General features: G+C 72.7%; 18 protein-coding genes. 9 read left to right on the plus strand and 9 right to left on the minus strand.

What is annotated here, in order from left to right:
* The first annotated feature begins 166 nt into the window (after positions 1-166).
* Both POL72_RS24635 and POL72_RS24640 read left to right on the plus strand, forming a co-directional pair.
* Positions 167-2,530, plus strand: a complete 2,364-nt coding sequence (locus tag POL72_RS24635; protein ID WP_272098001.1) for a sensor histidine kinase — start codon at positions 167-169, stop codon at positions 2,528-2,530.
* Positions 2,527-4,137: a sigma-54-dependent transcriptional regulator gene (locus POL72_RS24640; protein ID WP_272098002.1), complete on the plus strand. Its 1,611-nt coding sequence runs from the start codon at positions 2,527-2,529 to the stop codon at positions 4,135-4,137. Before POL72_RS24635 ends, POL72_RS24640 begins: the two co-directional genes overlap by 4 nt.
* 44 nt (positions 4,138-4,181) lie before the next feature.
* On the opposite strand, the gene POL72_RS24645 is transcribed toward POL72_RS24640, so the two are convergent.
* The 5 genes from POL72_RS24645 to POL72_RS24665 form a co-directional block, all read right to left on the minus strand.
* The gene (locus POL72_RS24645) at positions 4,182-5,483 is read right to left on the minus strand and encodes a UDP-glucose dehydrogenase family protein (RefSeq protein ID WP_272098003.1); all 1,302 of its coding nucleotides are present in this window, start codon (positions 5,481-5,483) and stop codon (positions 4,182-4,184) included.
* A 177-nt stretch (positions 5,484-5,660) separates the two neighbouring features.
* Positions 5,661-7,352 (minus strand): L,D-transpeptidase, encoded by a 1,692-nt coding sequence (locus POL72_RS24650; RefSeq protein ID WP_272098004.1) that lies wholly within the window; start codon positions 7,350-7,352, stop codon positions 5,661-5,663.
* A 77-nt stretch (positions 7,353-7,429) separates the two neighbouring features.
* The gene (locus tag POL72_RS24655; protein ID WP_272098005.1) at positions 7,430-8,668 is read right to left on the minus strand and encodes a hypothetical protein; all 1,239 of its coding nucleotides are present in this window, start codon (positions 8,666-8,668) and stop codon (positions 7,430-7,432) included.
* A 302-nt stretch (positions 8,669-8,970) separates the two neighbouring features.
* Positions 8,971-9,375 carry a hypothetical protein gene (locus tag POL72_RS24660; protein WP_272098006.1) on the minus strand — a complete coding sequence of 135 codons (405 nt, stop codon included), beginning with the start codon at positions 9,373-9,375 and terminating at the stop codon, positions 8,971-8,973.
* Positions 9,376-9,524: 149 nt separating this feature from the next.
* Positions 9,525-10,058 carry a CDP-alcohol phosphatidyltransferase family protein gene (locus POL72_RS24665; protein WP_272098007.1) on the minus strand — a complete coding sequence of 178 codons (534 nt, stop codon included), beginning with the start codon at positions 10,056-10,058 and terminating at the stop codon, positions 9,525-9,527.
* Between the two features lie 29 nt (positions 10,059-10,087).
* On the opposite strand from POL72_RS24665, the gene POL72_RS24670 reads away from it, so the two are divergent.
* Positions 10,088-10,234: a hypothetical protein gene (locus tag POL72_RS24670; protein ID WP_272098008.1), complete on the plus strand. Its 147-nt coding sequence runs from the start codon at positions 10,088-10,090 to the stop codon at positions 10,232-10,234.
* Between the two features lie 135 nt (positions 10,235-10,369).
* On the opposite strand, the gene POL72_RS24675 is transcribed toward POL72_RS24670, so the two are convergent.
* The gene (locus tag POL72_RS24675) at positions 10,370-11,557 is read right to left on the minus strand and encodes a serine/threonine-protein kinase (RefSeq protein ID WP_272098009.1); all 1,188 of its coding nucleotides are present in this window, start codon (positions 11,555-11,557) and stop codon (positions 10,370-10,372) included.
* 75 nt (positions 11,558-11,632) lie between these two features.
* Between POL72_RS24675 and POL72_RS24680 the strand changes: the two genes are divergently transcribed.
* From POL72_RS24680 to POL72_RS24705, 6 genes are all read left to right on the plus strand, one after another.
* Positions 11,633-12,364 carry a 2TM domain-containing protein gene (locus POL72_RS24680; protein WP_272098010.1) on the plus strand — a complete coding sequence of 244 codons (732 nt, stop codon included), beginning with the start codon at positions 11,633-11,635 and terminating at the stop codon, positions 12,362-12,364.
* Between the two features lie 64 nt (positions 12,365-12,428).
* The gene (locus POL72_RS24685; RefSeq protein ID WP_272098011.1) at positions 12,429-12,719 is read left to right on the plus strand and encodes a hypothetical protein; all 291 of its coding nucleotides are present in this window, start codon (positions 12,429-12,431) and stop codon (positions 12,717-12,719) included.
* Positions 12,720-13,053: 334 nt separating this feature from the next.
* Positions 13,054-17,499: a DEAD/DEAH box helicase gene (locus tag POL72_RS24690; protein WP_272098012.1), complete on the plus strand. Its 4,446-nt coding sequence runs from the start codon at positions 13,054-13,056 to the stop codon at positions 17,497-17,499.
* 577 nt (positions 17,500-18,076) lie between these two features.
* Positions 18,077-18,955, plus strand: a complete 879-nt coding sequence (locus POL72_RS24695) for a hypothetical protein (RefSeq protein ID WP_272098013.1) — start codon at positions 18,077-18,079, stop codon at positions 18,953-18,955.
* Positions 18,956-19,246: 291 nt separating this feature from the next.
* Complete coding sequence (locus POL72_RS24700; protein ID WP_272098014.1) at positions 19,247-20,515, plus strand: efflux RND transporter periplasmic adaptor subunit; 1,269 nt, start codon at positions 19,247-19,249, stop codon at positions 20,513-20,515.
* Position 20,516: 1 nt separating this feature from the next.
* Entirely contained in the window at positions 20,517-23,837 is a 3,321-nt protein-coding gene (locus POL72_RS24705) for an efflux RND transporter permease subunit (protein WP_272098015.1), read from the plus strand.
* A 27-nt stretch (positions 23,838-23,864) separates the two neighbouring features.
* On the opposite strand, the gene POL72_RS24710 is transcribed toward POL72_RS24705, so the two are convergent.
* From POL72_RS24710 to epmA, 3 genes are all read right to left on the minus strand, one after another.
* Positions 23,865-24,257 (minus strand): DUF423 domain-containing protein, encoded by a 393-nt coding sequence (locus tag POL72_RS24710; RefSeq protein WP_272098016.1) that lies wholly within the window; start codon positions 24,255-24,257, stop codon positions 23,865-23,867.
* A gap of 158 nt (positions 24,258-24,415) precedes the next feature.
* On the minus strand, positions 24,416-24,967 hold the full coding sequence (locus POL72_RS24715) for a hypothetical protein (protein WP_272098017.1): 552 nt from the start codon (positions 24,965-24,967) through the stop codon (positions 24,416-24,418).
* A complete protein-coding gene (gene epmA / locus POL72_RS24720) occupies positions 24,964-26,151 on the minus strand; it encodes an EF-P lysine aminoacylase EpmA (RefSeq protein ID WP_272098018.1) in 1,188 nt (395 codons plus the stop codon). Before epmA ends, POL72_RS24715 begins: the two co-directional genes overlap by 4 nt.
* Positions 26,152-26,255: the final 104 nt, after the last annotated feature.

A 26,255-nucleotide genomic window follows, 5' to 3' on the forward strand; every position in this document is an offset into this window, starting at 1 on the left:
GCGGGAAAACGTAATAATAATTGCGTAGTAGCGCTGCTGGGGCGCCAGGATCGCGGGTGCCGGGCGCGTTGCACGCCGTCCGGCGCGCGAGGCCCGTTGGTTCACTCGGAATTCCAGCGTATCGTGAGTGGCTGGCGGCGCAATTTGCGCGCCGTCGGCTCTCCCGATGCCCGCTATCGAGAATCGGCGTTGGCTCCTCGCGGTGGTTGTCCTCGCGGCGCTCGTGCTGGGCGGCTCGGGGATGAGGAGCGCTCTGAGCTGGTACGAGCGCCCGTTCCCCGGCGTGCTCGTCGATCCGGACGGCGTGGTCTCGAGCGTGGGCCTGCCGTCCTGGGAGGGCTTCCAGAAGGGCCTCCGGTACCCGGATCGCGTCGTTGAGGTCGACGGCTGGCGCCTCGAGAGCACCGCGGGGCGCTACCGCGCCGGCGCCTGGGATGCGGCGGTCGAGAGGGCGGCGCGCGAGGGGCATCGCTCGGTGAAGGCCCGCGTCGAGACGGCGGAGGGGCTGCGCGACGTCGAGCTCTCCCTCGTCCCCTTCGACGCGCTCGCCTGGTGGTTCTACGCCGGCGGGCTGATGGTCGTCGCCTCGCTCTACGTGGGCGCCGCGCTCATCGCCCTCAGCGCGAGCCCTCGCGGCAAGCTCGCCCGCGCCTTCGCGAGCGCCGCGCTGTTCGCCGCGCTCTTCCAGTTCGCGCTGTTCGACTACCACAGCTCGCGCCACCTCGTCCCGTTCTTCCACGTCGCCTACGCGCTCGTCCCGATGAGCTTCTTCACGCTGGCGCTGCGGCTGCCGGACGACGTCCCGCTCATCGCGCGCTACCCCGTCTTCGCGCGGATCGCGCACGGGCTCGGCGGCCTGCTCGCCGCCGCCCTGCTCGCCTCGCACGCGATGGGCTGGACCACCGTCGCGCTCCGGAGCGTCTGCGCGATCCTGTTCGTGGCGTCGTTCTTCTTCTTCGCGACCACGCTGATCCTCCGCTTCGCCGCGGCGGAGGGCGACCGCCGCCGCACGCTGCGCGCGCTGCTCCTCGCGATGGCGCCGCCGCACGTGGTGATCGCCCTGGGCTTCATGCTGGCCATGCTCGGCGCCCCGGCGTCGACGCTCGCGTGGTTCGCGATCCCCGCGCTCGCCCTCACGCCCGTCTCGAGCGTCGTCGCGTTCATCCGCTACGACCTCTGGGGGAGCCGCGCGCTCCTGTCGCGCCCGCTCACGCGCGTCATCATCGCCTGCATGATGGTCGCGCTCACGGTGATCCTCTGCTCCGCGTGCGCGGGGTACGCCGGCCTCCCGCTGCTCGGCGCGATCAAGGTCGCGGCGCCGGCCGCCGTCGTCAGCGCGGCGCTCGTCGTGTTCGCGCTCGGCGCCGGCGATCGGAAGCTCTTCCCGGCGCGCGCGGAGTACAAGCCCACCGTCGAGCAGCTCAGCGAGGAGCTGACGCTCGTCGCCGATCCCGACGAGGTCGCCTTCGCGGTCGAGCGCACGGTGGCGCGCTGGCTCTCCTGCGAGCGGGTCACCTTCCGTCGCATCGCGGTCGACGCGGCCGACGGCGCGAGCGCGGGCAACGCCGGCGCCGCGCCGGGCGAGCCGGCGCCGAGGGCGGACGAGTCGAGCGGCGAGCGGGTCATCGAGGTCGAGCCCTCCGAGAAGAGCGCGAGCGCGAGCGAGCTCTCGCTGACGGTCATGTTCCGCGGCCGGCTGCTCGGCGTCCTCGAGGTGGGCAAGAAGCGCGGCGGCGCCCTGTTCACGAGCGAGGATCTCGACCTGCTCCGCACGATCGGCAACCAGGCCGCGCTCGCCATGGCGCACGCCCACAGCTACGCGGAGCTGGAGCGGCGGCGGCGTGAGCAGGCCGCCGCGTGGCGCGACGAGCGCGCGGCGCTCATCGAGACGCTCGCGGCCGAGATCACCCACGAGGTGCGCTACCCGATCAACTTCTTCCGCTCCGTGTTCAAGCGCGGCTCGAGCAACCAGAGCCTGGACGCCGAGGAGGTCGAGATCGGCTGCGAGGAGGTCGAGCGCCTCGAGCGCCTCGTGATGGGGCTGCGCCGGGTGACGCACAGGAAGCTCGAGCGCCGCCGCCTCGCGGTCGAGGAGCTCGTCAGCCGGGCGGAGATGCTCCTGCGCGATCAGCTCGGCAAGCGGCGGATCGAGGCGCGCGTGAGCGCGGGATCGAGGCTCCGCTGCGATCCCGATCAGGCCACGCAGGTGCTCGTCAACCTCCTCTCGAACGGCCTCGACGCGGCCGGCGACAAGGGGACGATCGGGGTCGTCTGGGAGACCACCGAGAGCGGCGCCGAGCTCGTCGTGTGGGACACGGGGCCGGGCATCTCGGGGGACGCGTCGCGCCTCTTCGCGCCCTGGTACACGACGAAGCCGCGTGGGACCGGGCTCGGGCTCGCCATCACGCACCGCATCGTCCGCGCCCACGGGTGGTTGATCGAGCCGGAGCGGCGCGACGGCACGACGCGGTTCGTGATCTCGATCCCCGCCGCCGACGTCTCCATGACCGCTGAGGACGAGGTCGCGTGAAGATCCTGATCGTCGATGATCAGCGGAGCGGCCGCCGCACGCTGCGGCAGATCCTGGCCGCGCTCGACGAGGTCGAGGTGATCGAGGCGGTCGGCCTGGACGACGCGATGGCCGCCGTGGAGCGGAGCGCGCCGGACCTCCTGCTCCTCGACGTGCGTCTGTCGGACGATCCGCGCGACCGCGGCGGCCTGGAGATCCTGCGGCGCGTGCGGGCCTCGGGGCGGAGCACGCCCGCGCTGATGGTCACGTCGGTCAGCGAGCTCTCCGAGATCCGCGAGGCCATGCGGCTCGGCGCGCAGGACTACGTGCTGAAGGACGAGCTCTGCCCGGAGATGCTCCTGCCGATCATCGAGGGCCAGCGCGAGCGGCTGCTCCTGAAGGGCGAGGTGGTGCGGCTCCGCGAGCGGGTCGACCGCACGTTCGGCACGAAGGCGCTCCTCGGCTCGTCCGCGGGGATGGAGCGCGTCCGCCGGATCATCGAGCGGGTCGCCGAGTCGAACAAGACGGTGCTCATCCGCGGCGAGACCGGCAGCGGCAAGGAGATGGTCGCCCGCGCGCTGCACGAGATGAGCTCGCGCCGCGGCGAGCCGTTCGTCGCGGTCAACTGCTCTGCGCTGCCGGGGACGCTCATCGAGTCGCTCATCTTCGGGCACGAGCGCGGCGCCTTCACCGGCGCCGAGAAGCGCATGCGCGGCCAGCTCGAGCTCGCGGGCGCCGGCACCATCCTGCTCGACGAGATCGCCGAGATGCCCGGCGAGCTCCAGGCGAAGCTCCTCCGCGTCGTCGAGGATCGCCGCTTCCGCCCCCTCGGCGCCGAGTCGGAGATCCCGCTGCGCGCCCGCGTCCTCGCCGCGACCCACGTCGACCTGGAGAAGCGCATCAGCGAGGGGCGCTTCCGGGAGGACCTCTTCTACAGGCTCAACGTCGTCACGGTGCACGTCCCGTCGCTCGCCGAGCGCGACGCCGATCTCATCGAGCTCCTGCTCGCGTTCAGCGCGGAGCTCCCGCGCAAGCTGCGCTACACCGACGACGCGATCGCGTGGCTGGTCCGGCGGCCCTGGCCCGGCAACGTGCGCGAGCTCCGGAACGTCGTCGAGCGGCTGGGGCTGCTCGCGGACGACGATCTCATCGACGTCCCCACGCTCGAGGAGCTCGCGCGCGAGCGCCCGGTCGTGGACGCCACCGCGGAGATCGACCGGCTGGCGCGCGCCCTGCTCGCGCTGCCCGAGCGGCTGGGATCGAAGCTCCGCGTGATCGAGCGCGCCGTCCTGCACCACGCGATCGAGAGCTGCGGCGGCAACAAGGCGGCGGCGGCGCGCCTCATCGGCGTCGATCGGAAGATGCTCGAGCGGCGCTGGGACCGGCACACCGGCGAGGAGCCGCCGAGCAGCCGGCGGATGTCGATGCCGACGCCGATCGCCGGGCGCCACCTCGGCGAGGAGCCGCCGAGCAGCCGGCGTCACACGCCCGCGAACGGGACGCGGCACCTCGGCGAGGAGCTGTCGGGCAGCCGCAACCAGACGCCCGCGAACTTGCCGCGGTACGTCGGCGAGGAAGCGCCGACCACCCGCCGCCAGGTGCTGCCGCCAGGCCACGACGACGCCTGAGCGGCGCGGCGCCGCCGGCGTGCCGCGCTATCGGGTTTGGGGTGCTACTTCCTGCCGATGCCCGTGTAAACGAACCCCATGCCGCGGAGCTCGTCCGGCTCCCAGATGTTGCGCCCGTCGAAGAGCGTCGGGGAGCTCAGGATGCGCTTCAGCCGGTGGAAATCCGGGCGCCGGTACTCGTGCCACTCGGTGACGACGACCAGCGCGTCCGCGCCCTCGGCCGCGCCGTACATGCCGTCGCTCAGGAGGATGCGGTTCCCGTAGATGGCGCGCACGTTCGGCATCGCCTGCGGGTCGTGCGCCTGGACGGTCGCGCCCGCCTCGAGCAGCGCGTCGATGAGCGTGAGCGCCGGCGCCTCGCGGATGTCGTCCGTTTGCGGCTTGAACGCGAGCCCCCAGACCGCGATCGTCTTCCCCTTCAGCGCGCCGTCGAAGTGGGCGCTCACCTTGCTGGCGAGCAGCCGCTTCTGCCGCGCGTTGATCCGCTCCGTCGCCCGGACGATCTCCAGATCGTGCCCGACGGAGCCCGCGGTGTAGAGGATGGCCGAGAGGTCCTTGGGGAAGCACGATCCGCCGAACCCGGGGCCGGCGAACAGGAACTTCGTGCCGATGCGGGGGTCGGCCCCGACGCCCTTGCGCACGAGCTCGATGTCCGCGCCGACCTTCTCCGCGAGCACGGCCAGGTCGTTCATGAACGAGATGCGCGACGCGAGCAGCGCGTTCGCGGCGTACTTGGTGAGCTCGGCCGAGCGCGCGTCCATGAGCTGGATGCGGTCGCTCGCCCGCACGAACGGGTTGTAGAGGTGGCGCAGGATCTCGCGGGCCTTCGGGTCGTCCGAGCCGATGATCACGCGGTCGGGCTTCATGAAGTCGTTCACCGCGTCGCCCTCCTTGAGGAACTCCGGGTTCGACGCGACAGCGAACGGCTGGGTGGCGTTCGCGCCGATGATCTGTCGGAGCCGGTCCGCCGTCCCGACGGGGACCGTGCTCTTCGTGGCGATCACCTTGAAATTGTTCAGGTTCTTGCCGATCGTCTCGCCGACGGCCTCGACGGCGGAGAGGTCTGCGGAGCCGTCGTCCGCCTGGGGCGTCCCGACGGCGATGAAGACGATCTCGGCGTCGCGGATGGCGCTGGCGACGTCGGTGGAGAACCGGAGCCTGCCGTCGCGCGTGTTCTTCGCGATCAGCACGTCGAGGCCGGGCTCGTAGATCGGCACCTCTCCGCGCTTCAGCATCTCGATCTTGGCAGCGGACACGTCGACGCACGCCACGTCATTCCCGAAATCCGCGAACCCCGCGCCGGCGACGAGGCCGACATACCCTGTTCCCACGACGGCAAGCTGCATGGGCGGGACGCTACCACGACCCCGGCGCCGTTCGAGCCGGCAGTCGCACGGACTGTGACCCTCGATCGATCTGTCCTACTCCTCTCGCGTGCGCGCGCGCGCCGAGCGTTCGTGCTGCCCTTGCCCTCCCTGAGCAAAGGGGCTGCCGGGCGCTCCACGGCAGAGGCGCCGCGCGGCTCAGGGGTGGACGAACACCACGGTGCCGGTCAGCGAGCGCGCTGCGCCGTGCCATCCCGGCGGGACGGCCGGCTCGGTCCAGAAGAACAGGCGGCGGGCGTCCTCTGGAGACAGGTTGATGCAGCCGTGGCTCTTGGGCCGGCCGAACTTGTCGTGCCAGTACGCGCCGTGCAGCGCATACCCCTCCTCGAAGTACTGCACGTAAGGCACGTCGCGCAGCTCGAACTCCTCGCCGACGGTGTCCGAGTCCATGGTGCTCGTGACGAACTTCGTGTGGATACGGAAGATCCCGCGCTTGGTCGCGGTGCTGGACTCGTGATCATCGAGCCCCGCCTCACCGCTCGAGATCAGCGTCGCATAGACGGGCTTCGTGCCCTCGTAGGCGACGAGCACCTGCTTCGTGATGTTGACGTCGAGCCACTTCTCGCCGTTCTTGCCCCAGGCAGGCATCTTCTTGGCAGGGTCGATGCGGCCTGCGTGGCGGTCGTCGACCCAGTCGCCGTCCTTCGTCTCGTAGTGCAGCTTGCCGCCGAAGAACTGCTGCTTGCCGGTGAGCGGCACGGCGGATCGCCACTCGAGCTCTCCGCCGTCGACGAGCTTCTTGCCCACGAGGCGCCACCGCTTGCCCCCGGCGCGGCGCACGAGCGCGAACGGGAAGTCGACGTCCTTGCCGATCTCGACGCCGTGGAACTCGGAGCCGCGGATGGGGCGGAACCTGTCGGCCGGGATGACGCGCAGATCGGTGGTGACGTTGTAGCGCCGGCCCTCGTGGAGGAACGACTCGAGGAAGGCCATCCCGTTGCGCCGCGAGACCTCGTCGATCTTCACGGCGTCGCTGGTCTTGATGAGGCCGGAGAGGTTGGGGGCGCGCCGGCCGTCGCGCAGGTACCAGGGGATCTCGCGATCGGTGATGCGCTGCGCGAGCGCGTCGAGCGCGGGCGGGGCTGGCTCGGCGCTCCATTTGAGCCAGACGTCGAGGCCGTAGGTGGCGCCGCTCTCCTCGTCCCTGGCCCAGCGATCGAGGTGCTTCTTGAGGTTGGGCTCGAAGCGCGCGAGATCGTCCTCGGTCGGGATGCGCGCGTAGGCGGGGCCGCCGCGCGTGACGGTCCCGTACATGTACGGGAGCTTGTGGGTGACGTCGGGGCGGCGGGCCGCAGCGCGGACGATCTCGTCGTCGAGGTCGAGCGTCGCATCGGGGCCGACGCACACGTAGCCGAACGGCTTGATCTTGCGGAAGCCCCCGGGGCACCCGGACGTGCCGGCGGGCTCGGGATCCATCTCCACGACCGCGCCGGCGCGCAGGAAGCCGACGGGCTTCGCGTCGGTGCTGGGCCGCGCAAGGACGCGGGTGAGCATCGAGGTGCTGGCGAGCCGCGGGCGGCCCTCGGGGACCGGCGCCGGCGGGGTGGCGACGCCGCCGAGCGAGACGATCGGCGGGCCCGCGGGCAGGCCGGGCGGCGGCTCGTCCTCGGCCGGGGCAGACGAGGCGAGGGCCGCAGGGGAGGCGAGGGCGGCGGCGGAGGCGCCCTGGGCCTTCTGGCTTCCGGCGGCGCCGGGGAGCTCGATGGGCGCGTCGGCGGCGCTCCCGGAGCGGCCGCAGGCCGAGAGAGACGCGGCGAGCGCGAGGAGTGCGAGCGCATGGCGGCTCGCCGCGAGCGTGGCTGCGGCGCGCGTTCGAGGCGGCGTGTCCATGGCGCGCCGACCGTAGTGCACAGGAGGGGGAGGAGGGCCAGTTTTCGGCAGGCGGATGGAGGTGGGCTCTCGGCGCCTCACCTCGGATCAGGCGCCGAGAGCCGCCCTCGCCGCGCCTCCACGCCGGGATCGGCGGCCGCGTCGTGGTGCACGATCAGGGTGAACGGATACCGATCTTCACCTCTCGTATCGGGATCGTAGGCCCCGGTGGGCAGCGCGGTCACCACGAGCGTTCGTTTCCCGTCCGCTGCGAGCTTCAGCTCCGCGGAGCCGGACGACAGATCCAGGATCTCGCCGTCCGAGTCGGGCGTCAGACCGGGGACGGCCTGGACGACGAAGCGGCGCCTCGCGTCGTCGGGCGCCTCGAGCGACACCCGGAGCGATCGAGGCGTGTCCGCGCCCGCCGAGAGCTCGATATAGCTGGTGCCGAGCAACATCGGCGCGCGCTCGCGGATGTCGATCCTGCCCGGCCTGGCCTCGACCTGGGCCGCCAGCGAGAGCTTGGCCGCCGCGAGGTTCTCCAGGCCACCCGCGAAGTGCCGGAAATGGCGGTCGTCGATGTGATCACCGGTGTACCAGCGCCAGCGCGCGAGCTCGGGGACGGCCTCGACATAGCTTGTGCCCGCCGCCTCTCGGAGCATCGCATCGAGCGCATCGACGAAGTCAGGCTCGTTGGGCTGCGCGCCGTCGCCTGGGCCGGCAGCGTCGCGCGACCCGAGCCACATGCGCGAGACGAACCTCGGATCGCCGTCGAAGAACCGATCCTTGAGGTAGAGCAGCACCATGGAGGCGCCGTACATGGACCACGTCTCGTAATGGTCGTTGTGGTCGATGGCCCAGTCCGGGTGCCTCTGGAAATCGGCCAGGCTCTCGCCCGCGTAGTGATCCGCGCGGACCTGGTCGAGGAACAACGCCGACATCTCGAAGACGACGGGGCTCTCGCTCCAGTCGTCGGCGGCCTGCGAGGCGTGCGCCATCTCGTGCACCACGGTCTCCTCGAGCGCGGAGCCGCCGTAAGGCCCCCACGGATCGACGATCATGGTGGGATGCCGGTCGTCCCACGAGGTCGACGGCTCGCCTCCGAGGACGTCGACGAGGCAGCTGCGGTGGCCTCTCCACACGAACACGTCCAACGCGTCGTCCGGTCCGCACTCTCCACCATCGCCGATGGGCGGGCGCATGCCGATCTGGTTCACATGATAGTCCCAGCCCTCCTCGACGAACGCGAGGACCTGGCGCGCGGTGTCGCGCTCTTCCGCCTTGTAATGATGGACGAGCACCGGGAGCGTCGAGGATCGAAGGGAGAAAGGAAACATCTCCTCGAAGTCGATTCGCCCACAGATGCTCTCGCCTTCCGGCAAAGGGTGCTTGTACTCCGCAGTTGTGGCCGGGGTCGTGTCATCTCCCTCTGTGCCGCAGCCGACAGGCCCGAGGCCGAGGGTGAAGCAAGCCAGCCAGGGAAGGGATCTCCGCATCGAGGCGCTTTAACCGAGCCTCCGGGGAGCTTGCAAGCTTGCAAGGATGCGAGGAGCGGCTGCCAGCATGGCCGCGTGGCGCGAGGGAGCAGCACCTGGCTGCGTGCGTGCCAGAGGTGCTGCCTCTCACCGCGGCTGGAGTGCTAGGCAGACTGGTCGAGCTCTCGCAACACGTCGCGGAGCGCCTGGGCCTCGGCACGCTCGAGGATCACGGGCGCTGACAGGGGCGTGGGCGCGTGGTCGCGAAACTCCACGGGCTGGAAGGCGGCGAGCGCACCGGACGCGGTGTAGGCGAGATCCAGGCGCACCGCGGAGGTGTCCGGGTCGCCGTCCTCGTCGAGGGCGAAGGGGAGCTTCGCGATGGCGGCGAAGTCCCGCCTCTCCAGGGCGGTGGTGAGCGCTCCGATCGGGCAGGTGAAGTAGCGGAAGCCTTCTTCCACCTTCTCACCCGTGGAAGTGTACACGAACTCGCTCAGGATCAGCCATTTGCGACGGGTGGTGAAGCGAGGATCGGCGCGCAGGAAGTCGGAAAGGTCTTGGATCGCCATCGTGCGTTCATACCGCAACCGGGCTCAAGATATCCATCAGTCCGTCGGGGCGGGTCACGCTGCTCGGTCATCGCGCACACGAACGCAGGGTGGGTCGTCTCGATGCGTTGATCTTATGACATGGCCCTACGGCGGGGGGCGATGAGGGATTACGACCGTCCGAACCTGAGCAGCAGCCCGAGCCAGCCCTTCGCGAGGTAAAGGAGGTTGATCAGCACATACATCCAGAAGAATACGTCGAGCCGGTCCGCGAGCGCGAACGCCCAGATGTGGCTCGGGTAGTGGTTCAGGAAGCGCAGGAACGTCATCACGAGCGCCGCCGCCCGGGCGGCGGACGACCGGGGCCGCTCCTCCGTGGCCGTCTCGTAATAGGCGGAGACCGACGTCTCCTTGCCGCTGATCTCGGGGCGGCGGACGAAGTTCGTCAGCGAGATCGCCGAGGCGATCACCGCGACCCCGACGACGCCGGCGAGCAGGAAGCGCGGGTCCCCGCCGGGCCAGCGGCCGCCGTCGAGCCCGAGGCCGCCGGCGCTGAAGAGGCGCATCGAGAGGGCCCCCGAGAGGAGCACCGCCTTGAGCTCGTCCGTGAAGAAGTCGAAGAGGTGGCCCTCCTTCGACGCGAGTTGCTTGTGCCGCGCCAGCATCCCGTCGGCGCAGTCGAGCAGGTAGCTCAGCTCGAGCACGGCGATGGCGACGAGGCCCCCCCGCCGCCGTGGGCAGCGCGACGAGCAGCGCCGCCGCGACCACGAACACGGCGAGGTTGAGCAGCGTCACCTGGTTCGGCGTGATCGAGGTCCGCGCGAGCAGCGCGACCACGCCGCCGGCGAGCGGGCGCATCAGGTACGTGTTGAAGAGCTGATCGTGCTTCTTCCGCGTGGCCAGGTAGATCCGCTTCGCTTCGCCGAGCATGGCCGGCGCATCCTAGCCGAGCGGCTCGCGTCTTGCTCGGGCGGCGGCGCCTTCACCCCCGGCTGACGGATCGCCCGCCGCCCGGTCAGCGCCGCGCCGGGCGCGAGGCGGGCGCGCCCGCGTCGAGCGGCTCGTCGCTCCAGTCGACGGCGATCGAGTCCTCCTTGGCGGCCTCGGGGCGCACCCACTCCTTGGTGATGGAGCCGCCGCTCACGGGAGGCTCGTCGCTCCAGTCGACGGCGATGGAGGTCGAGACGCTCGCGGGGTGCACCGCGATCGTGGCGGGCCCGCCCTCGTCCGCGGCGCCTCGGGGCGACGGCTGCTCTCGCAGCGTGATCGCGTCCGGAGCGAGCGCATGCGCGAACCGCGACGCGCACGGCGGCGGCTCGCTGCGCAGGAGGGCGCGCACGTCCTCCAGCATCTGGCGCGCGTCGGGGTAGCGCTGATCGCGGTCGAAGGCGAGCGCGCGATCGACGACGAGGCACACGTCGCGCGGCGCGTACGGCGCGCGCTGCGCGAGCGGCGGCGCCGGCTCCCTCCCCATCTTCAGCAGGAGGTCGAAGTCGGTGCTCGCCTCGTGGACGTGGCGGCCGGCGATCAGCCGGAACATGGTGGCGCCGACCGCGAACAGGTCGGCGCGGGCGTCGATGTCGCGGCCCTTCGCCTGCTCCGGCGGCATGTACGGCGTCGTGCCGAGCACCAGGCCCATCCGCGTGAGCTCCCCCTGGAGGCTCGAGTCCTGGCGGATCCGCGCGAGCCCGAAATCGAGGACCTTGATGCGCGGGCCGCCGCCTTGCGCGGGCGCGTCCCCCGCGCCGTCGCCGACGACGTACAGGTTGGGCGGCTTGATGTCGCGGTGGATGATCCCCTGCGCGTGCGCCGCGGCGAGCGTGTCGAGCACCTGCGCGGTGAAGCGGAGCACCTCGGCAAGCGGGAGGCCGCCGAGGCGGCGCTCGCGCTGGGCGAGCGACTCGCCCTCGAGCAGCTCCATCACCAGGAACGGCGCCCCGTCCTCGGCGACGTCGATGTCGCGGATCTCGACGGCGCCCGGGTGGCGGAAGCGGTTCGCGGCCTGGGCCTCGCGCTCGAACCGGTCGCAGATCTCCTTCGACTGCGCGGCCTGCGGGTGCAGGATCTTGAGCGCGTCCCGGCGGCCGATCCGGTGGACGCCGACGTAGACGGCGGCCATGCCGCCGGCGCCGAGCAGCCGCTCCAGCGTCCACTTGTTGCGGATCGTGGTCCCCACGCGGTGTGAGGCGGTTTCGCTGCTCATGGGGTCCTTGCGTTCATGGAAGCGGCGCGGCCGCACGCGGTCAAGCGTATGCTCCGCGCGGTCGCGAGGAGAGCGATGACGAGACCGGGCAAGCAGAGCGGGCGGCAGTACACCGAGGCCGAGGTGCGGGCCATCCTGGAGCGCGCCCTCCGGGACACGCAGGCGCGCGGCGTGAGCCATGACGAACTCGTCGCGGCGGCCGAGGAGATCGGCATCTCGCGGGGCGCCATCGAGGCTGCGTCGCGCGACGTCGAGCATGTCCGGGGCGAGGAGGAGGCGCGCGAGGCCATCCTTGCGCGCCGGCGCAAGGGGTTCCGCACGCACCTGTTCTCGTTCCTCCTCGTGAACGCGTTCCTCTTCGCGGTGAACGCGCTCACGGACGGGCCGTGGTGGTTCTTCTGGCCGCTGCTCGGGTGCGGCCTGGGGCTCGCCTTCCACGCGCTCGGCGCGCTCTCCAGCGACGTGTCCCCGCGCCAGATCCGCGGGGAGCTCGAGCGCAGCGCCGCGCAGGCGCGGAAAGAGCAGCACCGGCGGCTGAAGGAGCAGCGCAGGGCCGAGCGCCTCGAGCGCAAGCAGCGCCTCGAGCAGAGCGCGGAGGACTTCGGGCATGCGGTCGAGGAGGGGGTCGCGACGGTGCTCTCGCGGATCGCGCAGGAGATCCGCGGGAGCGCTCCGCCGCCGGCGCCGGTCGAGGGCGCGTCGAAGCGGTCGCGGATCGCGCCGCTCGACGCGGAGGAGGCGGAGTTCGAGGAGCTCGGCGAGGAAGAGGCGGATCGCGCGGCCCGGCGAGGCCGCGGCGACCGCTGACGGCGGCGCGCAGCGCGCGTGGCGCTGACCTTCGCGGCGCGCGAGCACGTTGGGCCGGCCTGCCATGGAAGTGGGGCGTCGAGGTCGCCCGCACGCCTCGGTCGCGGTGGTCGAGTCGTCGCTCGACCAGCTCATCCCGGTGGAGTTCCGGGCTGACCTGGTGCTCGAGCTTCGAGACGCGAATGGCAGACTGGCGTTGGCGATCGTCCTCGAGGTCCAGCGCGACGTGGACCCGGACAAGAAGTTCTCGTGGCCGACGTACGTCACGGTCGTGCGCGCCAAGAAGCGCTGCGGCACAATCGTCCTCGTGATTAACGTCCTTGGGGCGAAGACCGCCACCGACGTGCTCTCGTGACGGTCGATCGATGCGGCCCAACAAGGCGATGAAGTGAACGGCCTTTGCCCGCTGATCATCCCCCTGGCGTCCGGATGGCGGACGTCGTGCCGAGGTAGCTGGCGAGAGGGGGCACCGAACAACGAGAGTTCGCCGCCACGCGTCTCACCCCGCCCTCCGCGCGCTTCACCCCTTCATCCGGAAGGTCAGAGAAGAACCCGACAGGCATCTGTCGATTTCTTTCGTCGAGCGCTCGTCCAGGCCGCCGCGGGCTTTCGCCCAGCGCCGCTCCCCCACGCCCACCGCCGGCCCCTCTCGCTTCCGCCTCTCCCCCCGGCGGGCTACCCTCGACGGGATGTTTCACCCCGTCGTCGACCGGTGGTTCCGTGACCGCTTCGGCGCCCCCGCCCCCGCCCAGGAGCGCGCCTGGCCGGTCATCGCGGCCGGTCGCGACGCGCTGATCAGCGCGCCGACCGGCGCCGGCAAGACGCTCGCGGCCTTCCTCTTCTGCCTCGACCGGCTCGTCCGCGACGCGGCGCGAGGCGCCCTCGAGGACCGCACGGACGTCCTTTACATCTCTCCGCTGAAGGCGCTCTCGCACGACGTCCACCGCAACCTCGAGCAGCCGATCGCCGAGATCTCTGCGGCCATGGAGGCGGCGGGCCTGCCCGCGCCGGGCATCCGGGCCGTCGTGCGGACCGGCGACAGCCCCGCGCAGGAGCGGCGCGCCATGGCGGCCCGGCCGCCGCACGTGCTCGTCACCACACCGGAGTCCGCGTTCATCCTGCTGACCAGCGCGTCGGGGCGGCGCGCGCTCTCCGGGGTGCGCACCGTGATCCTCGACGAGGTCCACGCGATCGCCGGCGACAAGCGCGGCGCCCACCTCGCGCTCTCGCTCGAGCGGCTCGAGGACCTCGTGGTCGGCCAGGGCGGCGCCCGCCCGCAGCGCGTGGGCCTCAGCGCCACCGTCCGCCCCATCGAGATCGCCGCCCGGCTCGTCGCCGGCGCGCGCGAGCTGCCCCAGATCGTCGACGTCGGGCAGCGGCGGGACCTCGATCTCGCCATCGAGGTGCCCCGCGACGAGCTCGGCGCGGTCTGTACGCACGAGCAGTGGACCGAGATCTACGACCGCATCGCGGCGCTCGCGGAGGGGGCGCGGTCGACGCTGGTGTTCGTCAACACGCGCCGCCTCGTCGAGCGGGTCGCGCACGCGCTCGGCGCGCGGCTCGGCGAGGACGTCGTGGCCGCCCACCACGGCAGCCTCTCGCGGGCCCGGCGGCTCTCGGCGGAGCGGCGCCTCAAGGCCGGGGAGCTCCGCGTCGTCGTCGCGACAGCGTCGCTCGAGCTCGGCATCGACGTCGGCGCGGTCGACCTCGCCTGCCTCGTCGGCTCGCCGCGGTCGATCAACGTCGCCCTCCAGCGCATCGGCCGCTCGGGCCACGCCCTCGCCGCGACGCCGCGCGGGCGGCTCTTCCCGCTGACGCGCGACCAGCTCGTCGAGTGCGCGGCGATCGTGCGCGCCGCGCGCCGTGGCGAGCTCGATCGGATGGCGTCGCGCGAGGGGCCGCTCGACGTGCTCGCGCAGCAGATCATCGCCGCGTGCGCGTGCGAGGAGCGCGACGAGGAGGGCCTCTACGCGCTCGTCCGCCGGGCCGCGCCTTACGAAGGGCTGTCGCGCCGCGACTTCGACGCGGTGGTGGCCATGGTCTCGGGCGGCGCCGCCGCGGCGGACGACGGCGCGTCCGCGGCCCGCGGCGCGCGGCAGCGGGCCGGGTCGCTCGTCTACCGCGACGCGATCGGCGGCCGGCTGCGCGGGCGGCGCGGCGCGCGGCTCGCGGCGCTCACCTCGGGCGGGGCGATCCCCGACATCGCGGCCGTCGACGTGGTGCTCCAGCCCGACGGCACCAAGGTCGGCACGCTCGACGAGGATTTCGCGATCGAGTCGTCCGGCGGCGACGTCTTCCTGCTGGGCAACACCTCCTGGCGGGTGATCCGGCTGGAGGGCGGGCAGATGTGGGTCGAGGACGCCCACGGCGCCGCGCCCACGGTGCCGTTCTGGCTGGGGGAGGCGCCGGCGCGCACGCCGGAGCTCTCCGCCGAGGTCGCAGCGCTCCGCGCCGAGGTCGCGGCGCGCCTCGACGAGGAGCGGGCCGATGGGGCGCGGCCGGCGGCCGAGCGGGGCCAGGGCGGCGAGGAGGCGCGGGCGGCGCGGTCCCGGGCGGCGCGCTGGCTCATGGAGGCGTGCGCGCTCGACGCGCGCGGCGCGCTGCTCGTGCGCGACTACATCGAGGCGGGGCGCGCGGCGCTGGGCGCGGTCCCGGGCGGCGCGACCGTCGTGGTCGAGCGCTTCTTCGACGAGGCCGGGGGGCAGCAGATCGTCGTCCACACGCCGCTCGGCGGCCGCGTGAACCGCGCGCTCGGGCTCGCGCTGCGCAAGCGCTTCTGCCGGTCGTTCGACTTCGAGCTCCAGGCGGCGGCGACCGACGACGGCGTGCTGCTCTCGCTGTCGGCGGAGCACGGGATCCCGATCGACGAGGTGCTCGATCTCGTCCGCCCCGAGGGCCTCGAGGAGGTGCTCGTCCAGGCGGCTCTCCAGGGCCCGATGTTCCGCACGCGCTTCCGCTGGGCCGCGTCCCGCGCGCTCGCGCTGCTCCGGTTCCGCGGGGGCCGGCGGGTGCCGCCGGCGCTCCAGCGCATGCGCGCCGACGACCTCCTGCTCTCGATCTTCCCCGAGCAGCAGGGCTGCCAGGACAACCACGGGCTCTTCGCGCACGTCGAGCCACCGGATCACCCGCTCGTCCGCGAGGCGCTGCGCGACTGCCTGACCGAGCTGATGGATGTCGAGGGGCTGCGCGCGCTGCTCGTCGGCCTGCGCAGCGGGGCGATCCGGGTCGTCGCGCTCGACACGCCGGAGCCGAGCGTCTTCTCGCACGAGATCCTGAACGCGAACCCCTACGCGTTCCTCGACGACGCGCCGCTGGAGGAGCGCCGCGCGAGGGCGGTCCGCGTGCGGCGCGGGCTCCCGGCGGAGGTCGCCGAGCGGCTGGGCGGGCTCGATCCGGCGGTCGTCGCCGAGGTGGTCGCCGAGGCGCGGCCGGACGTGCGCGACGCGGACGAGCTGCACGAGCTCCTGCTCGACCGGGTCGCGCTCCCCGCGGAGGAGGGGATCCGGAGCGGCCTCGCGAGGCACTTCGAGGCGCTCTGCGCCGCGGGGCGCGCGGCCGAGGTGGGCGCCGCCCCGGGCGCGGGCGCCGGCGTGCCGCGCGCGCCGCGCGCGCCGCGCTGGGTGGCGACCGAGCGGCGGCCGCTTGTCGAGGTGATCTGGCCGGAGGCGGTGTTTGCGCCCGACGTCGCGGTGCCGCCCGCGGTGCGCGGGGCCGCCGGGGCGGTCGATCGCGGCGCCGCGATCACGGCGCTCGTCCGCGGCTTCCTGAGCGCCGCGGGGCCGATCTCGACCGAGGATCTCGCGTCGCGGCTCGACGTGCCCGCGTACGAGGCGCTGTCCGCGCTCGCGCGGATCGAGCTCGCCGGCGGCGCGCTGCGCGGGCGCTTCCTGCCGAGCGCGCCGTCGCGGCCGGCGCAGGCCGCCGCGGGCCCGAGCGATCCGTCGATCGAGTGGTGCGACCGCCATCTCCTCGCCCGCATCCACCGCCGCACCGTCACCGGCCTGCGCAAGGCGATCGAGCCCGCGACCGCGGCGGAGCTCCTCCGGTTCCTCTTTGCGTGGCAGGGCGTGCGGCCGGGCACGCAGGCGCGCGGGCCGGGGGGCCTCGGGCGGGTGATCGAGCAGCTGCAGGGCTTCGAGCTCGCCGCCGGCGCGTGGGAGCAGGCGGTGCTGCCCGCGCGCGTGGCCGGCTACGACGAGGGCCTGCTCGACGCGCTCTGCCTGTCCGGCGAGGTGGCGTGGGGCCGCGTGGTCCCGCGCGACGCGGCGGCGCCCACGCGCGCGGCGCCGATCACGCTCGCGCTGCGCCGCGATCTCCCGTGGCTCCTCGCGCCGCGGGAGGCCGAGGGCGCGCCGCCGCCGGCGTCGCTCTCCGAGGCGGCGCAGGGCGTGCTGTCGTTCCTGACGCGCGCGGGCGCGTCGTTCTTCGACGACCTCGTGGGCGGCGTGGGCCGCTCCCGGGACGAGGTCGAGGAGGCGCTCTGGGAGCTCGTCGCCGCGGGGCTCGTGACCGGCGACGGCTTCGCGGCGCTGCGCTCGCTGCTCGGCGGCGGCGGCGGCGCGCCCGTCGCGCTGGGCGCGGGCCGCCTGCGCGGCGGGGCGCGCCGGGGCGGCCCCGTCGCGTCGGGCAGGTGGTCGCTCCTTCGATCGCGCCCGGACCCGTTCGCGCCCGCTGCCGGCGACGCCGGCGAGGGGGCCGAGGGCCCCGACGCCGTCGAGGCGCTCGCGCACCAGTACCTCCGCCGCTACGGCGTGGTCTGTCGCGAGCTGCTCGCGCGCGAGCCGCGGCCGCCCGCGTGGCGCGACCTCCTCCGGGTCTACCGGCGGCTCGAGATGGCGGGCCAGCTCCGGGGCGGGCACCTCGTCGCCGGCTTCGTGGGCGAGCATTTCGCGCTGCCCGAGGCGCTCGACGCGCTCCGCGCCGTCCGGCGAGAGCCCCTGTCCGGCGAGATCGTGCAGCTCTCGGCGTGCGACCCGCTGAACCTGGTCGGCATCGTCACGCCGGGGCCGCGGGTGCCGGCCGCGCTCGGGAACGTGGTCATCTACCGCGACGGCGTGCCGCTCCTGCCCGTGGCCGCGGCCGCGCCGGGCGGGCTGGGACGGGCGATGGCCGTTGCCCCGGGAGCAGCGATGTGAGGGCGGCCTCTTCGTCTCGGTCAAGGAAGCCTGGAATGGACTCGAGATTGACGCAGACGGGGAGCGCGCGTTCGTCTGCAATGGTCTGGTTCGGGGCTGGGCGATCGATTGAAAGGGAGGGTGGCTGACGCGGAGCGCATGTCGGCGCTTCTCGGCGGGCCCTGCCAGGGATCTGCCTCGCGAGCGGAGAGAGAGTTCAACGCAAAGGTGCCAAGAGCGCAAAGGCGCAAAAACGCACGGTGATTGTTCCTTGGTTTGCGTCTTTGCGTCTTTGCGTTGAACTCTCTCTCCGCGGATCCCTGGCCGGCGTAACTACGCCATCGGCTCATCGCGGCGACCCACTCTCCGCTGGTCATCACGCGGGAGATGCGCCGGCAGGGCAAGCGTCGCGAGACAGACGTGTAATGTCTCCGTCACACGCGCGCCGCGCAGGCAGCCGACGTGCGCCAGGCCGGAGCACGGCGGGCTTCTGCGATGAACGAACCGAGCTCGTGTCCCTCAGCGGTGGGCATCGAGGCGCGCAGCAGGCGTCCTTGACGCTCGACCGCATGGCGCGAGCTGCCGTACTCTCACGCCGATGGCCAGCGAAAAGAAGAAGAAGGCACGAACCGAGGCCGCCTCGGACGCGGGCACGCAGGGCGAGAAGCCCTCCGCTGAGCCGCAGCGGGGCGGCAAGAAGAAATCGACGCTCACGGCCGCCCAGCGGCAGGAGCTGCTCGATCTCGATCCCGCCTATGAGGCGCCGATCGACCACCCCGTCTCCGATACGTTGCAGGAGGCGCGGGAGCTCGAGGTCGCCTTGAGCAAGCTCGGCAAGGAGATCTACAAGAAGAGCAGGCTCTCGAAGGAGGTCGGCACCTCGATCTCTGCCCGGCGCGACCTGCTCGCCGCGGCCGAGTCCGCCTGGACCGAGGTCCGCACGCTCCCGCTCTCCTCCGACCTGCGCGCGCAGCGCAAGGACGCGGAGGCCCTCAAGCGCGACGCCATCGCGGCGCTCCGCTACTTCCTCGCGGCGGACGAGGAGGTGGAGCGGCGCGTCGACGGGATCGTCCTTGGCACCGGCGTCGCCGACCTGGTGAGCGATCTGAGCCAGCTCGCCGAGCTGCTCGAGCAGCACCGCGACGCGCTGGCCAGGGCCGATCTTCCGAAGCGCGCCCCGGAGCGCGCCCGTGAGCTCGCCGCGGCGCTCAGCAGCGGCGCGGCGGAGCGCGCCGTCGACCCCCAGGGCAACGCCGCGATGGCACTCCGGAATCGCGCCTTCTGGTGGCTGCGCGAGGCCATGGACGACATCCGCGCCGCAGGCCGCTATGTCTACCGCGACGAGCGCAAGGTGCTCGCGCTCTTCCGCACATCGAGCGCGCGTGCCCGCGCGCGTCGGCGCGCAGTGAAGCAGGATGAGCCCGAGACGACTGGATCGAGCCCGACACCGGCAGCGCCTGAGCCTGAATCGACCTGACGGCAGCGCAATCCGACGCGTCGGCAGCGCGATCGGACATGCAGGGAGCCCGATCCGACATGGCAAGAGCGCGATCGGACACGCCGGGAACGCGATCGGACACGGGTGGGGCCCAATCCGATAGGACCGCAGGGCGATCCGACACGTCGAGAGCCCGATCCAAGCCGCTTTCGTGAAGCGGACACCGCTGCGGCGTGCCCACGCGCACGTTGCGCTCCAACCCTGATGCGTCAATATCGTGCGGCGAACACGCGCTCGGGGGGGCGTTCCTGGTCATCTGAGGCCGCCGCCATGTGGACTGTCCTTCCCGAGCTTCGCCAGCCTGCCAACTCCCGTCACCGCGCCTCCGGCCCGCCAAGGGTGCTCTGGACATTGCCGGTCGCGTTCGCGGCCGCTCTGCAGTGCCTCGCATGCAACCAGGGAGCATCTCAGCCCGGCGGCGCGAAGGCGGAGAAGCCCGCGGCCAGCGTCAAGGAGGTGACGCTCGCCCCCGTGACGGAGCTCGTCATGGAACAGGCCGTCGACATCTCGGGGACCCTCGACGCCGACGAGCAGGTGACGCTCGGGGCCAAGGTGGCCGGACGCCTCGCCTCGATCTCGGTCGACCTGGCGAGCCCGGTCCAGCGAGATCAGGTCATCGCTCAGCTGGAGGCGCGGGACTACGAGCTGCGCATCGAGCAGGCCACGGCCGCGCTGGCGCAGAGCCGCGCCCAGCTCGGCTTGCCCCCGGACGGGCCTGACAGCGAGCTCGATATCGAGGGCACGGCGATCGTGAGGCAGGCCCTCGCGACGTTCAAGGAAGCGCAGGCCAACCAGGTGCGGGCGCGGGGGCTCGCCAGGGAAGGGTTGATGTCGGGCATGGACCTCGACGCGGCCGAGGCGGCGGCGGTCCGCGCGGAGACCGCCGTGCAGTCGGCGCGGGAGGAGGTGCGCATCCGCGAGGCCGCGGTCCGCCAGCGGCGCTCCGAGCTGCGCATGGCGCGGCAGCAGCTCACCGACACGATGGTGCGCTCGCCGCTCGATGGAGTCGTCCAGGTGCGGCGAGCGAACGTCGGCCAGTACCTCGCCGCGGGGGCGCCGATCGTGGATGTCGTCCGGATCGACCCGCTGCGGCTGCGCGTGGCCATCCCCGAGCTCGAGGCGGCGGGCGTGCGCGCCGGCCAGCCCGTGCGCGTGACCCTCCAGGGAGACGGCGCCACCTATCCGGGGACGGTCGCGCGCCTCGCGCCCGCGCTCGACCCGCAGAGCCGCACCCTGCTCGTGGAGAGCGACATCAAGAACCCCGGCCACCTGCGGCCCGGCAGCCTCGTCAGCGCGCAGATCGTCGTGAGCTCGAGGCCGGTGCCGACCGTGCCGGCGACCGCCGTCGTCCGGTTCGCCGGCCTCGCGAAGGTCATCACGGTCGAGGAGGGCAAGGCGAAGGAGAAGCAGGTCACCACGGGAAGGACGTCGGGAGATCGGGTCGAGATCGTGTCCGGCGTCGCGGTGGGGGAGTCTGTCGTCGCCCGGCCCGGGTCGCTCCAGCAAGGGCAGCCGGTGCGCGTGGTGGAAGGGGGCTAGGGTGCAAGCGCTCGCCAGGATCTGCATCCAGCGGCCCGTGTTCGCCGCCATGCTCACGCTCGCCCTCGTGGTGGTCGGCGCCGTGGCGTACTTCAAGCTGGGCGTGGATCGCTTCCCCGCCGTCGACCTGCCGACGGTCTCGGTCCGCACCACGCTCCCCGGCGGCGCGCCCGAGGACGTCGAGTCGGAGATCTCCGAGGAGATCGAGGAGGCGGTCAACACCGTCGAGGGGATCACCGAGCTCCGCTCGGTCTCGACGAGCGGCACATCGGTCGTCGTCGCCACGTTCAACCTCAACCGGGACATCGACTCGGCGGCTCAGGACGTCCGCGATCGCGTGCAGGCGGCGCTGCGCCGCCTCCCCGTGGGCACCGAGCCGCCCGTCATCGCGAAGCAGGACAACGACTCGACCCCGGTGATGTCGATCGCCCTCTCGGCCGATCGATCGATCCGGGAGCTCACCGAGCTGGCCGACAAGCTCGTGCGGGTGCAGCTCGAGCGCGCGTCGGGCGTCGGCGAGGTGCGCGTCGTGGGGGGGCAGGAGCGCGCCATCAAGATCTGGCTGAACGCCGATCGCCTCGCCGCGTACGGCCTCCCGATCACCGCCGTCCGCGACGCGATCGTGCAGCAGAACGCGAACATCCCCGCGGGGAACGTCACGGGGAAGGAGGAGGAGCGGACGCTGCGCACGATGGGCCGCATCGAGGACGCGGGCGCGTTCAACGATCTGGTCGTCGCCACGGTCGACGGGCGCCCCGTCCGGGTGCGCGACATCGGCCGCGCCGAGGACGGCACCTACGAGCAGCGCTCGCTGGCTCGCCTCGACGGCAAGCCCACCGTCGTCCTCGACGTCGTGCGGCAGTCGGGCGCCAACACCGTCGCGGTGATCGAGGCCGTGAAGGCCAACCTGGCGAAGCTCTCCGAGCAGATGCCCGGGGACGTGCGACTAGAGGTGATCCGCGACCAGTCGGGCTACATCTACACGGCGCTGCACGAGATCAACGTGCACCTCGTCCTCGGCAGCCTCCTCGCGTGCGCGGTCGTCCTGCTCTTCATGCGGTCGTGGCGGTCCACGATCATCGCGGGCGTCGCCATCCCGACGTCGGTCGTCGCGACGTTCGGCATGATGTGGCTGCTCGACTTCACGCTGAACAGCGTGACGATGCTGGCGCTCGTGCTGATGGTGGGCATCGTCATCGACGACGCCATCGTCGTCCTCGAGAACATCTTCCGCTTCGTCGAGGAGAAGAAGATGGACTCCTTCGAGGCGGCCAGGGCCGCGACGCAGGAGATCGGGCTCGCCGTGCTCGCGACGACGCTGTCGCTCGTCGTCATCTTCGTCCCCGTGTCGTTCATGTCGTCGATCTCGGGGCGGTTCCTGTTCCAGTTCGGGATCACGGCCACGGTCGCGATCCTCGTGAGCCTGCTCGTCAGCTTCACGCTGACCCCGATGATGAGCGCGCGCCTGCTCCGCGAGGAGGGCGCCCGCGCGCACGCGGCGGGCGAGGCGGGCGCGCACGGCGGCGGGGGCGAGGCGGCGACGCGAGAGGGCTTCTACGGGAGGCTCGAGGCCAGGTACACGCGCGCCCTCGCGTTCGCGATGCGGCACCGGGCGATCGTCGCCGTCTCGGGGGCGTTCGTGATGGCGTCGGCCGTGCCGCTCTACGGGCTCGTGAAGCAGGAGTACATCCCCTCGGGCGCGGACGACGCGGAGTTCGAGATCCGCGTCACGGCCCCGCTCAGCGCGAGCATCGGCGCGATGGACGACGTGATGCGGCAGATCAGCGATGACGTCCGCGGGGTGCGCGGGGTGCGGAGCGTGCTCGCCACCGCGGGCGGCGGCTTCGTGGGCGGCGTCAGCGCGGGCGAGGCCTTCGTGCGGATCGCCCCGCACGACGAGCGCACGTTCTCCCTGACGCGGCTGCTCCGGGAGACGCTCTCCGCCCATCCATGGCGCGCCTTCAAGGACAACTACTCGCAGAAGGACGTGATGCAGGAGGTGCGGCGCAAGCTGCGCAAGTACTCCGATCTCCGGATCTCGGTGCGCAACGTGCCGTCGTTCAACATCGGCGGCGGGAACTTCGAGATCGACTTCGCGATCCAGGGTCCCGACATCGAGCAGCTCGAGCGTTATGCGAACGAGCTCCGCGAGCGCTCCGCGCACCTCGGCGGCATCGTGGACGCCGACGTGACGCTGAAGATCGACCGGCCGGAGCTCCGGGTGCTCATCGAGCGCGATCGCGCGGCGCAGCTCGGGGTCCGGACGCAGGACATCGCGACCGCGCTGCGGCTGATGGTGGGCGGAGATCAGGCGGTCTCGCGCTTCCGGGACGAGGCCGAGAACGAGAACTACGACGTGCAGCTGCGCCTCATCGAGGAGGATCGCGATCGGGTAGCGGCCGTCCGCCGCCTGTACGTGCCCCGGACGGCGCGCGCGTCGGCCGCGCCGTCGCCGGGCGGCGCCGGCGGCGCGACGGCGCCCTCGGCCGGGACGCCGCTGCTCCGGGGCGACCTTGTGCGCCTCGACAACCTTGTGCGCATCGAGGAGGCGAGGAGCCCGTCGCGCATCGACAGGCTCGATCGCCAGCGGGTGTCGAGCCTGCGCGCCGGCGTCGCCCCGGGCTATGCGCTGGCCGACCGGCTGGAGGCGCTGCGCGGCGCCGCCCGGGAGATGGACATGCCCGCGGCGTACACGACCAGCGTGCGCGGCCGCGGCGCGGAGCTCGAGCGCACGTTCGGCGAGTTCATCTGGGCGTTCCTCCTGTCGATCGTGCTCATGTACATGATCCTGGCGTCGCAGTTCGAGAGCCTTGTGCACCCGGTGACGATCCTGCTCTCGCTGCCGCTGTCGGTGCCGTTCGCGCTGCTCAGCCTGTGGGCGACCGGGAACACCCTGAACCTGTACTCTGCGCTCGGCTTCCTCGTGCTGTTCGGCGTGGTGAAGAAGAACTCGATCCTCCAGGTCGACCACATGAACAAGCTGCGGAGCGAGGGCATGCCGCGCGAGGAGGCGATCCTCCAGGCGAACCGCGATCGGCTGCGGCCCATCCTGATGACCACGCTGGCCCTTGTCGCGGGCATGCTCCCGCTCTGGCTGGGCACGGGGCCCGGGGCCGAGGAGCGCCAGACGATCGCCGTCGTGGTCATCGGCGGCCAGTCCCTGAGCCTGCTGCTCACCCTGATCGTCACGCCTGTCTCGTACTCGCTGCTCGACGATCTCGCGCGCAGCGAGCGCTGGGGGCGGGTCCGATCCCGCGTGGCCTCCCTCCGCGAGCGCGCGTCCGCGCGGTTCGGCCGGCTCTTCGCGCGCAGGACGACGTAGGCGCGGCGGCGCCCGCTGCCGCGCGCCTCAGCCCTTCCCCATCCCGAGCGCGGCCACGGCCACCGCGCCCCAGCCCACGAGCAGGAGCAGCCCGCCGAACGGCGTGACCGCGCCGAGGACGCGGACGCCGGTCAGGGTCATCGCATAGAGGCTGCCGGAGAAGAGGAGCACGCCGCCCGCGAAGCAGAAGCCGGCGACCGTCGCCGCGACGCCGCCGGTGCGCGCGGCGAGGTGGGCGGCGAGCGCCAGCGCGAGCGCGTGGGCGAGGTGGTACTGGGCGCCCGTTTGCCACCAGGAGAGGCGCAGCGCGCCGTCCGCCTGTGCGTCGAGCGTCGACTTGAGCCCGTGGGCGCCGAACGCGCCGAGCGCCACCGCGAGGAACCCGTAAACGCCCGAGAGCAGGAAGAAGAGACGTTCCATCGGGCGCGCAGCTTAGCCGATGGCCGGAGCTCGTCACGAGGGGCGCTAGGCGTCTGGGCACCTATCATTGCGCCACGGCTTCGTGACGGCCCAGCGGACCACCGGCGCGTGCCCTGCCGGCGAGCCGGCGCCGCGCGCCCGCCCGAGCGCGCCACGCGTCAGCCTCCCTCCACCCGCCGCCGCGGGAAGATCGTCCCCCGGATCTCCGCCATCGACGCGCCGAACGTCGCCGCGAGCCGACCGAGGACGAGGCGGTTCAGCCGGCCGTCCGGCGGCGCCTTGACCGCGATCACGAACGCGGCGTCGATCGGCGTGCCGGCGTGCCTCGCCGCCCGCTCCGCGAGCGCCGCCGCGGCGACGTCGGACAGCTCCTCCCGCCGTGCCACGCGGATCTTCACGTAGAGCGCCGCCCGCATCAGCGTGTGGTAGCCGTGCATCCACGCCATCCAGCGCTCCTCCGGGCCCCCGGCGAGGGCCCGTGAGAGCGCGTCGTGGCGCCGCTCGATCTCGTCGAAGGGCAGGTTGTCGAGCTCGTTCAGCGCGCCGGGGAACTCCCCCGCGAGCGCGCGGAACACCTCCTTGCCGGGGATCGGCTCCCCGGCCGCCCGCGCGCGCCGGAGCTCGGCGAGCGTGAGGTACTTGCGGGCGAGCTGCGACAGGACCTCCGGGGAGAGGCGCGTGTCGCCGTCGGGGTCCGCCGCGCCGGTCACAGCCAGCCGTGGGGGAACGCGAGGACGTCGCCGATCGACGCGGCGCCGAGGCACAGCGCGACGAGGCGATCGACCCCGAGCGCGTTTCCCGCCGCGGGCGGCATGCCCTCCTCGAGCGCGTCGAGGAAGCGCTCGTCGATCGGATAGACCGGCTTGCCCTGGGCGGCCCGCGCCCCCTGATCGGCGAGGAGCCGCGCGCGCTGCTCGACCGGGTCGGTCAGCTCGCCGAAGCCATTGCAGAGCTCGACGCCCGCGACATACAGCTCGAACCTCTCGCAGACCCGCGGATCGCTCGGCTTGAGCCGCGCGAGCGACGCGAGCGGCGCGGGGAAATCGACGAGGAACACCGGGTGGGGCAGCGCAGCGATCGCCGGCTCCACCGCGTCCACGAGCAGGCGGAAGAACCGCTCCTCGTCGCTCGACGCGAGCGCGATCGCGTCGTCCGCGGGCACGCCCGCCCAGCGCGCGAACGCCTCGCCGATCGAGATCCGCGGGAACGGCCGCTCCAAACGTACCTGCTTGCCGGACGTCGAGATCGTGCCATCCGCGCCGAGCGCGCCCGCGACGCGCTGCACGATCGCCTCGGTGTCGGCCATCACCTCGTCCACGCCGGCGAAGGCGCGGTACCATTCGAGCATCGTGAACTCCGGGTTGTGCCTGTCGCCGAGCTCCCCGCGCCGGAAGCAACGCGCGAGCTGGAAGCAGCGCGGGACGCCTCCCGAGAGCAGCCGCTTCATCTGGTACTCCGGGCTCGTGATCAGGAACGTCGGGCGCGCCGCCTGCACCGCGAACGCGTCGAGGTGTAGGTCGAGCCCGGGGGAGGGGACCATGCTCGGCGTCTCCACCTCGAGGAAGCCGCGCTCGGCGAACAGCGCCCGCACCGCGGCGAGCGCCGCCGCGCGCTGCGCGAGCGCCGCGCCGCGCCCGCGATGGATCGCGCGCTCCGTCTCGCTCGACGGCGGCGCCGCGGCGCCCGCGCGCGCCCGCGGCGGCCTCCGGGGCGCGATCCGCTCGACGATCCGCGCGGACGTGAGCGCGCAGTCGGTCGGCGCCGGCGCCGGCGCGCCCTCGACGATCGCGAGATCGCCGACCTCGAGCGGCGGCGCGGGCGCGCCCTCGAGCGCGACGCGCAGCGCGCTGAACGCGTCGCCGAGGACGACCGCGCCCTCCGCGACCGCGAGCACGCGGCCGCCGACGCGAACCCTTCCGGGCAGCGGCGCACCGGCGGGACACGGGGAACAGGCGGAGACGATGTCGCTCGGGGCGAACGTCGCCGGGAATCCAATGG

The organism is Sorangium aterium, assembly GCF_028368935.1.
Classification (GTDB): Bacteria; Myxococcota_A; Polyangia; order Polyangiales; family Polyangiaceae; genus Sorangium; species Sorangium atrum.

Coding starts and splice junctions, on each gene's coding strand:
- POL72_RS24635 (WP_272098001.1), top strand. CDS start 167: ATGCCCGCTATCGAGAATCGGCGTTGGCTCCTCGCGGTGGTTGTCCTC.
- POL72_RS24645 (WP_272098003.1), bottom strand. CDS start 5,483: ATGCAGCTTGCCGTCGTGGGAACAGGGTATGTCGGCCTCGTCGCCGGC.
- POL72_RS24650 (WP_272098004.1), bottom strand. CDS start 7,352: ATGGACACGCCGCCTCGAACGCGCGCCGCAGCCACGCTCGCGGCGAGC.
- POL72_RS24655 (WP_272098005.1), bottom strand. CDS start 8,668: ATGTTTCCTTTCTCCCTTCGATCCTCGACGCTCCCGGTGCTCGTCCAT.
- POL72_RS24660 (WP_272098006.1), bottom strand. CDS start 9,375: ATGGCGATCCAAGACCTTTCCGACTTCCTGCGCGCCGATCCTCGCTTC.
- POL72_RS24675 (WP_272098009.1), bottom strand. CDS start 11,557: ATGAGCAGCGAAACCGCCTCACACCGCGTGGGGACCACGATCCGCAAC.
- POL72_RS24680 (WP_272098010.1), top strand. CDS start 11,633: ATGACGAGACCGGGCAAGCAGAGCGGGCGGCAGTACACCGAGGCCGAG.
- POL72_RS24685 (WP_272098011.1), top strand. CDS start 12,429: ATGGAAGTGGGGCGTCGAGGTCGCCCGCACGCCTCGGTCGCGGTGGTC.
- POL72_RS24690 (WP_272098012.1), top strand. CDS start 13,054: ATGTTTCACCCCGTCGTCGACCGGTGGTTCCGTGACCGCTTCGGCGCC.
- POL72_RS24695 (WP_272098013.1), top strand. CDS start 18,077: ATGGCCAGCGAAAAGAAGAAGAAGGCACGAACCGAGGCCGCCTCGGAC.
- POL72_RS24700 (WP_272098014.1), top strand. CDS start 19,247: ATGTGGACTGTCCTTCCCGAGCTTCGCCAGCCTGCCAACTCCCGTCAC.
- POL72_RS24710 (WP_272098016.1), bottom strand. CDS start 24,257: ATGGAACGTCTCTTCTTCCTGCTCTCGGGCGTTTACGGGTTCCTCGCG.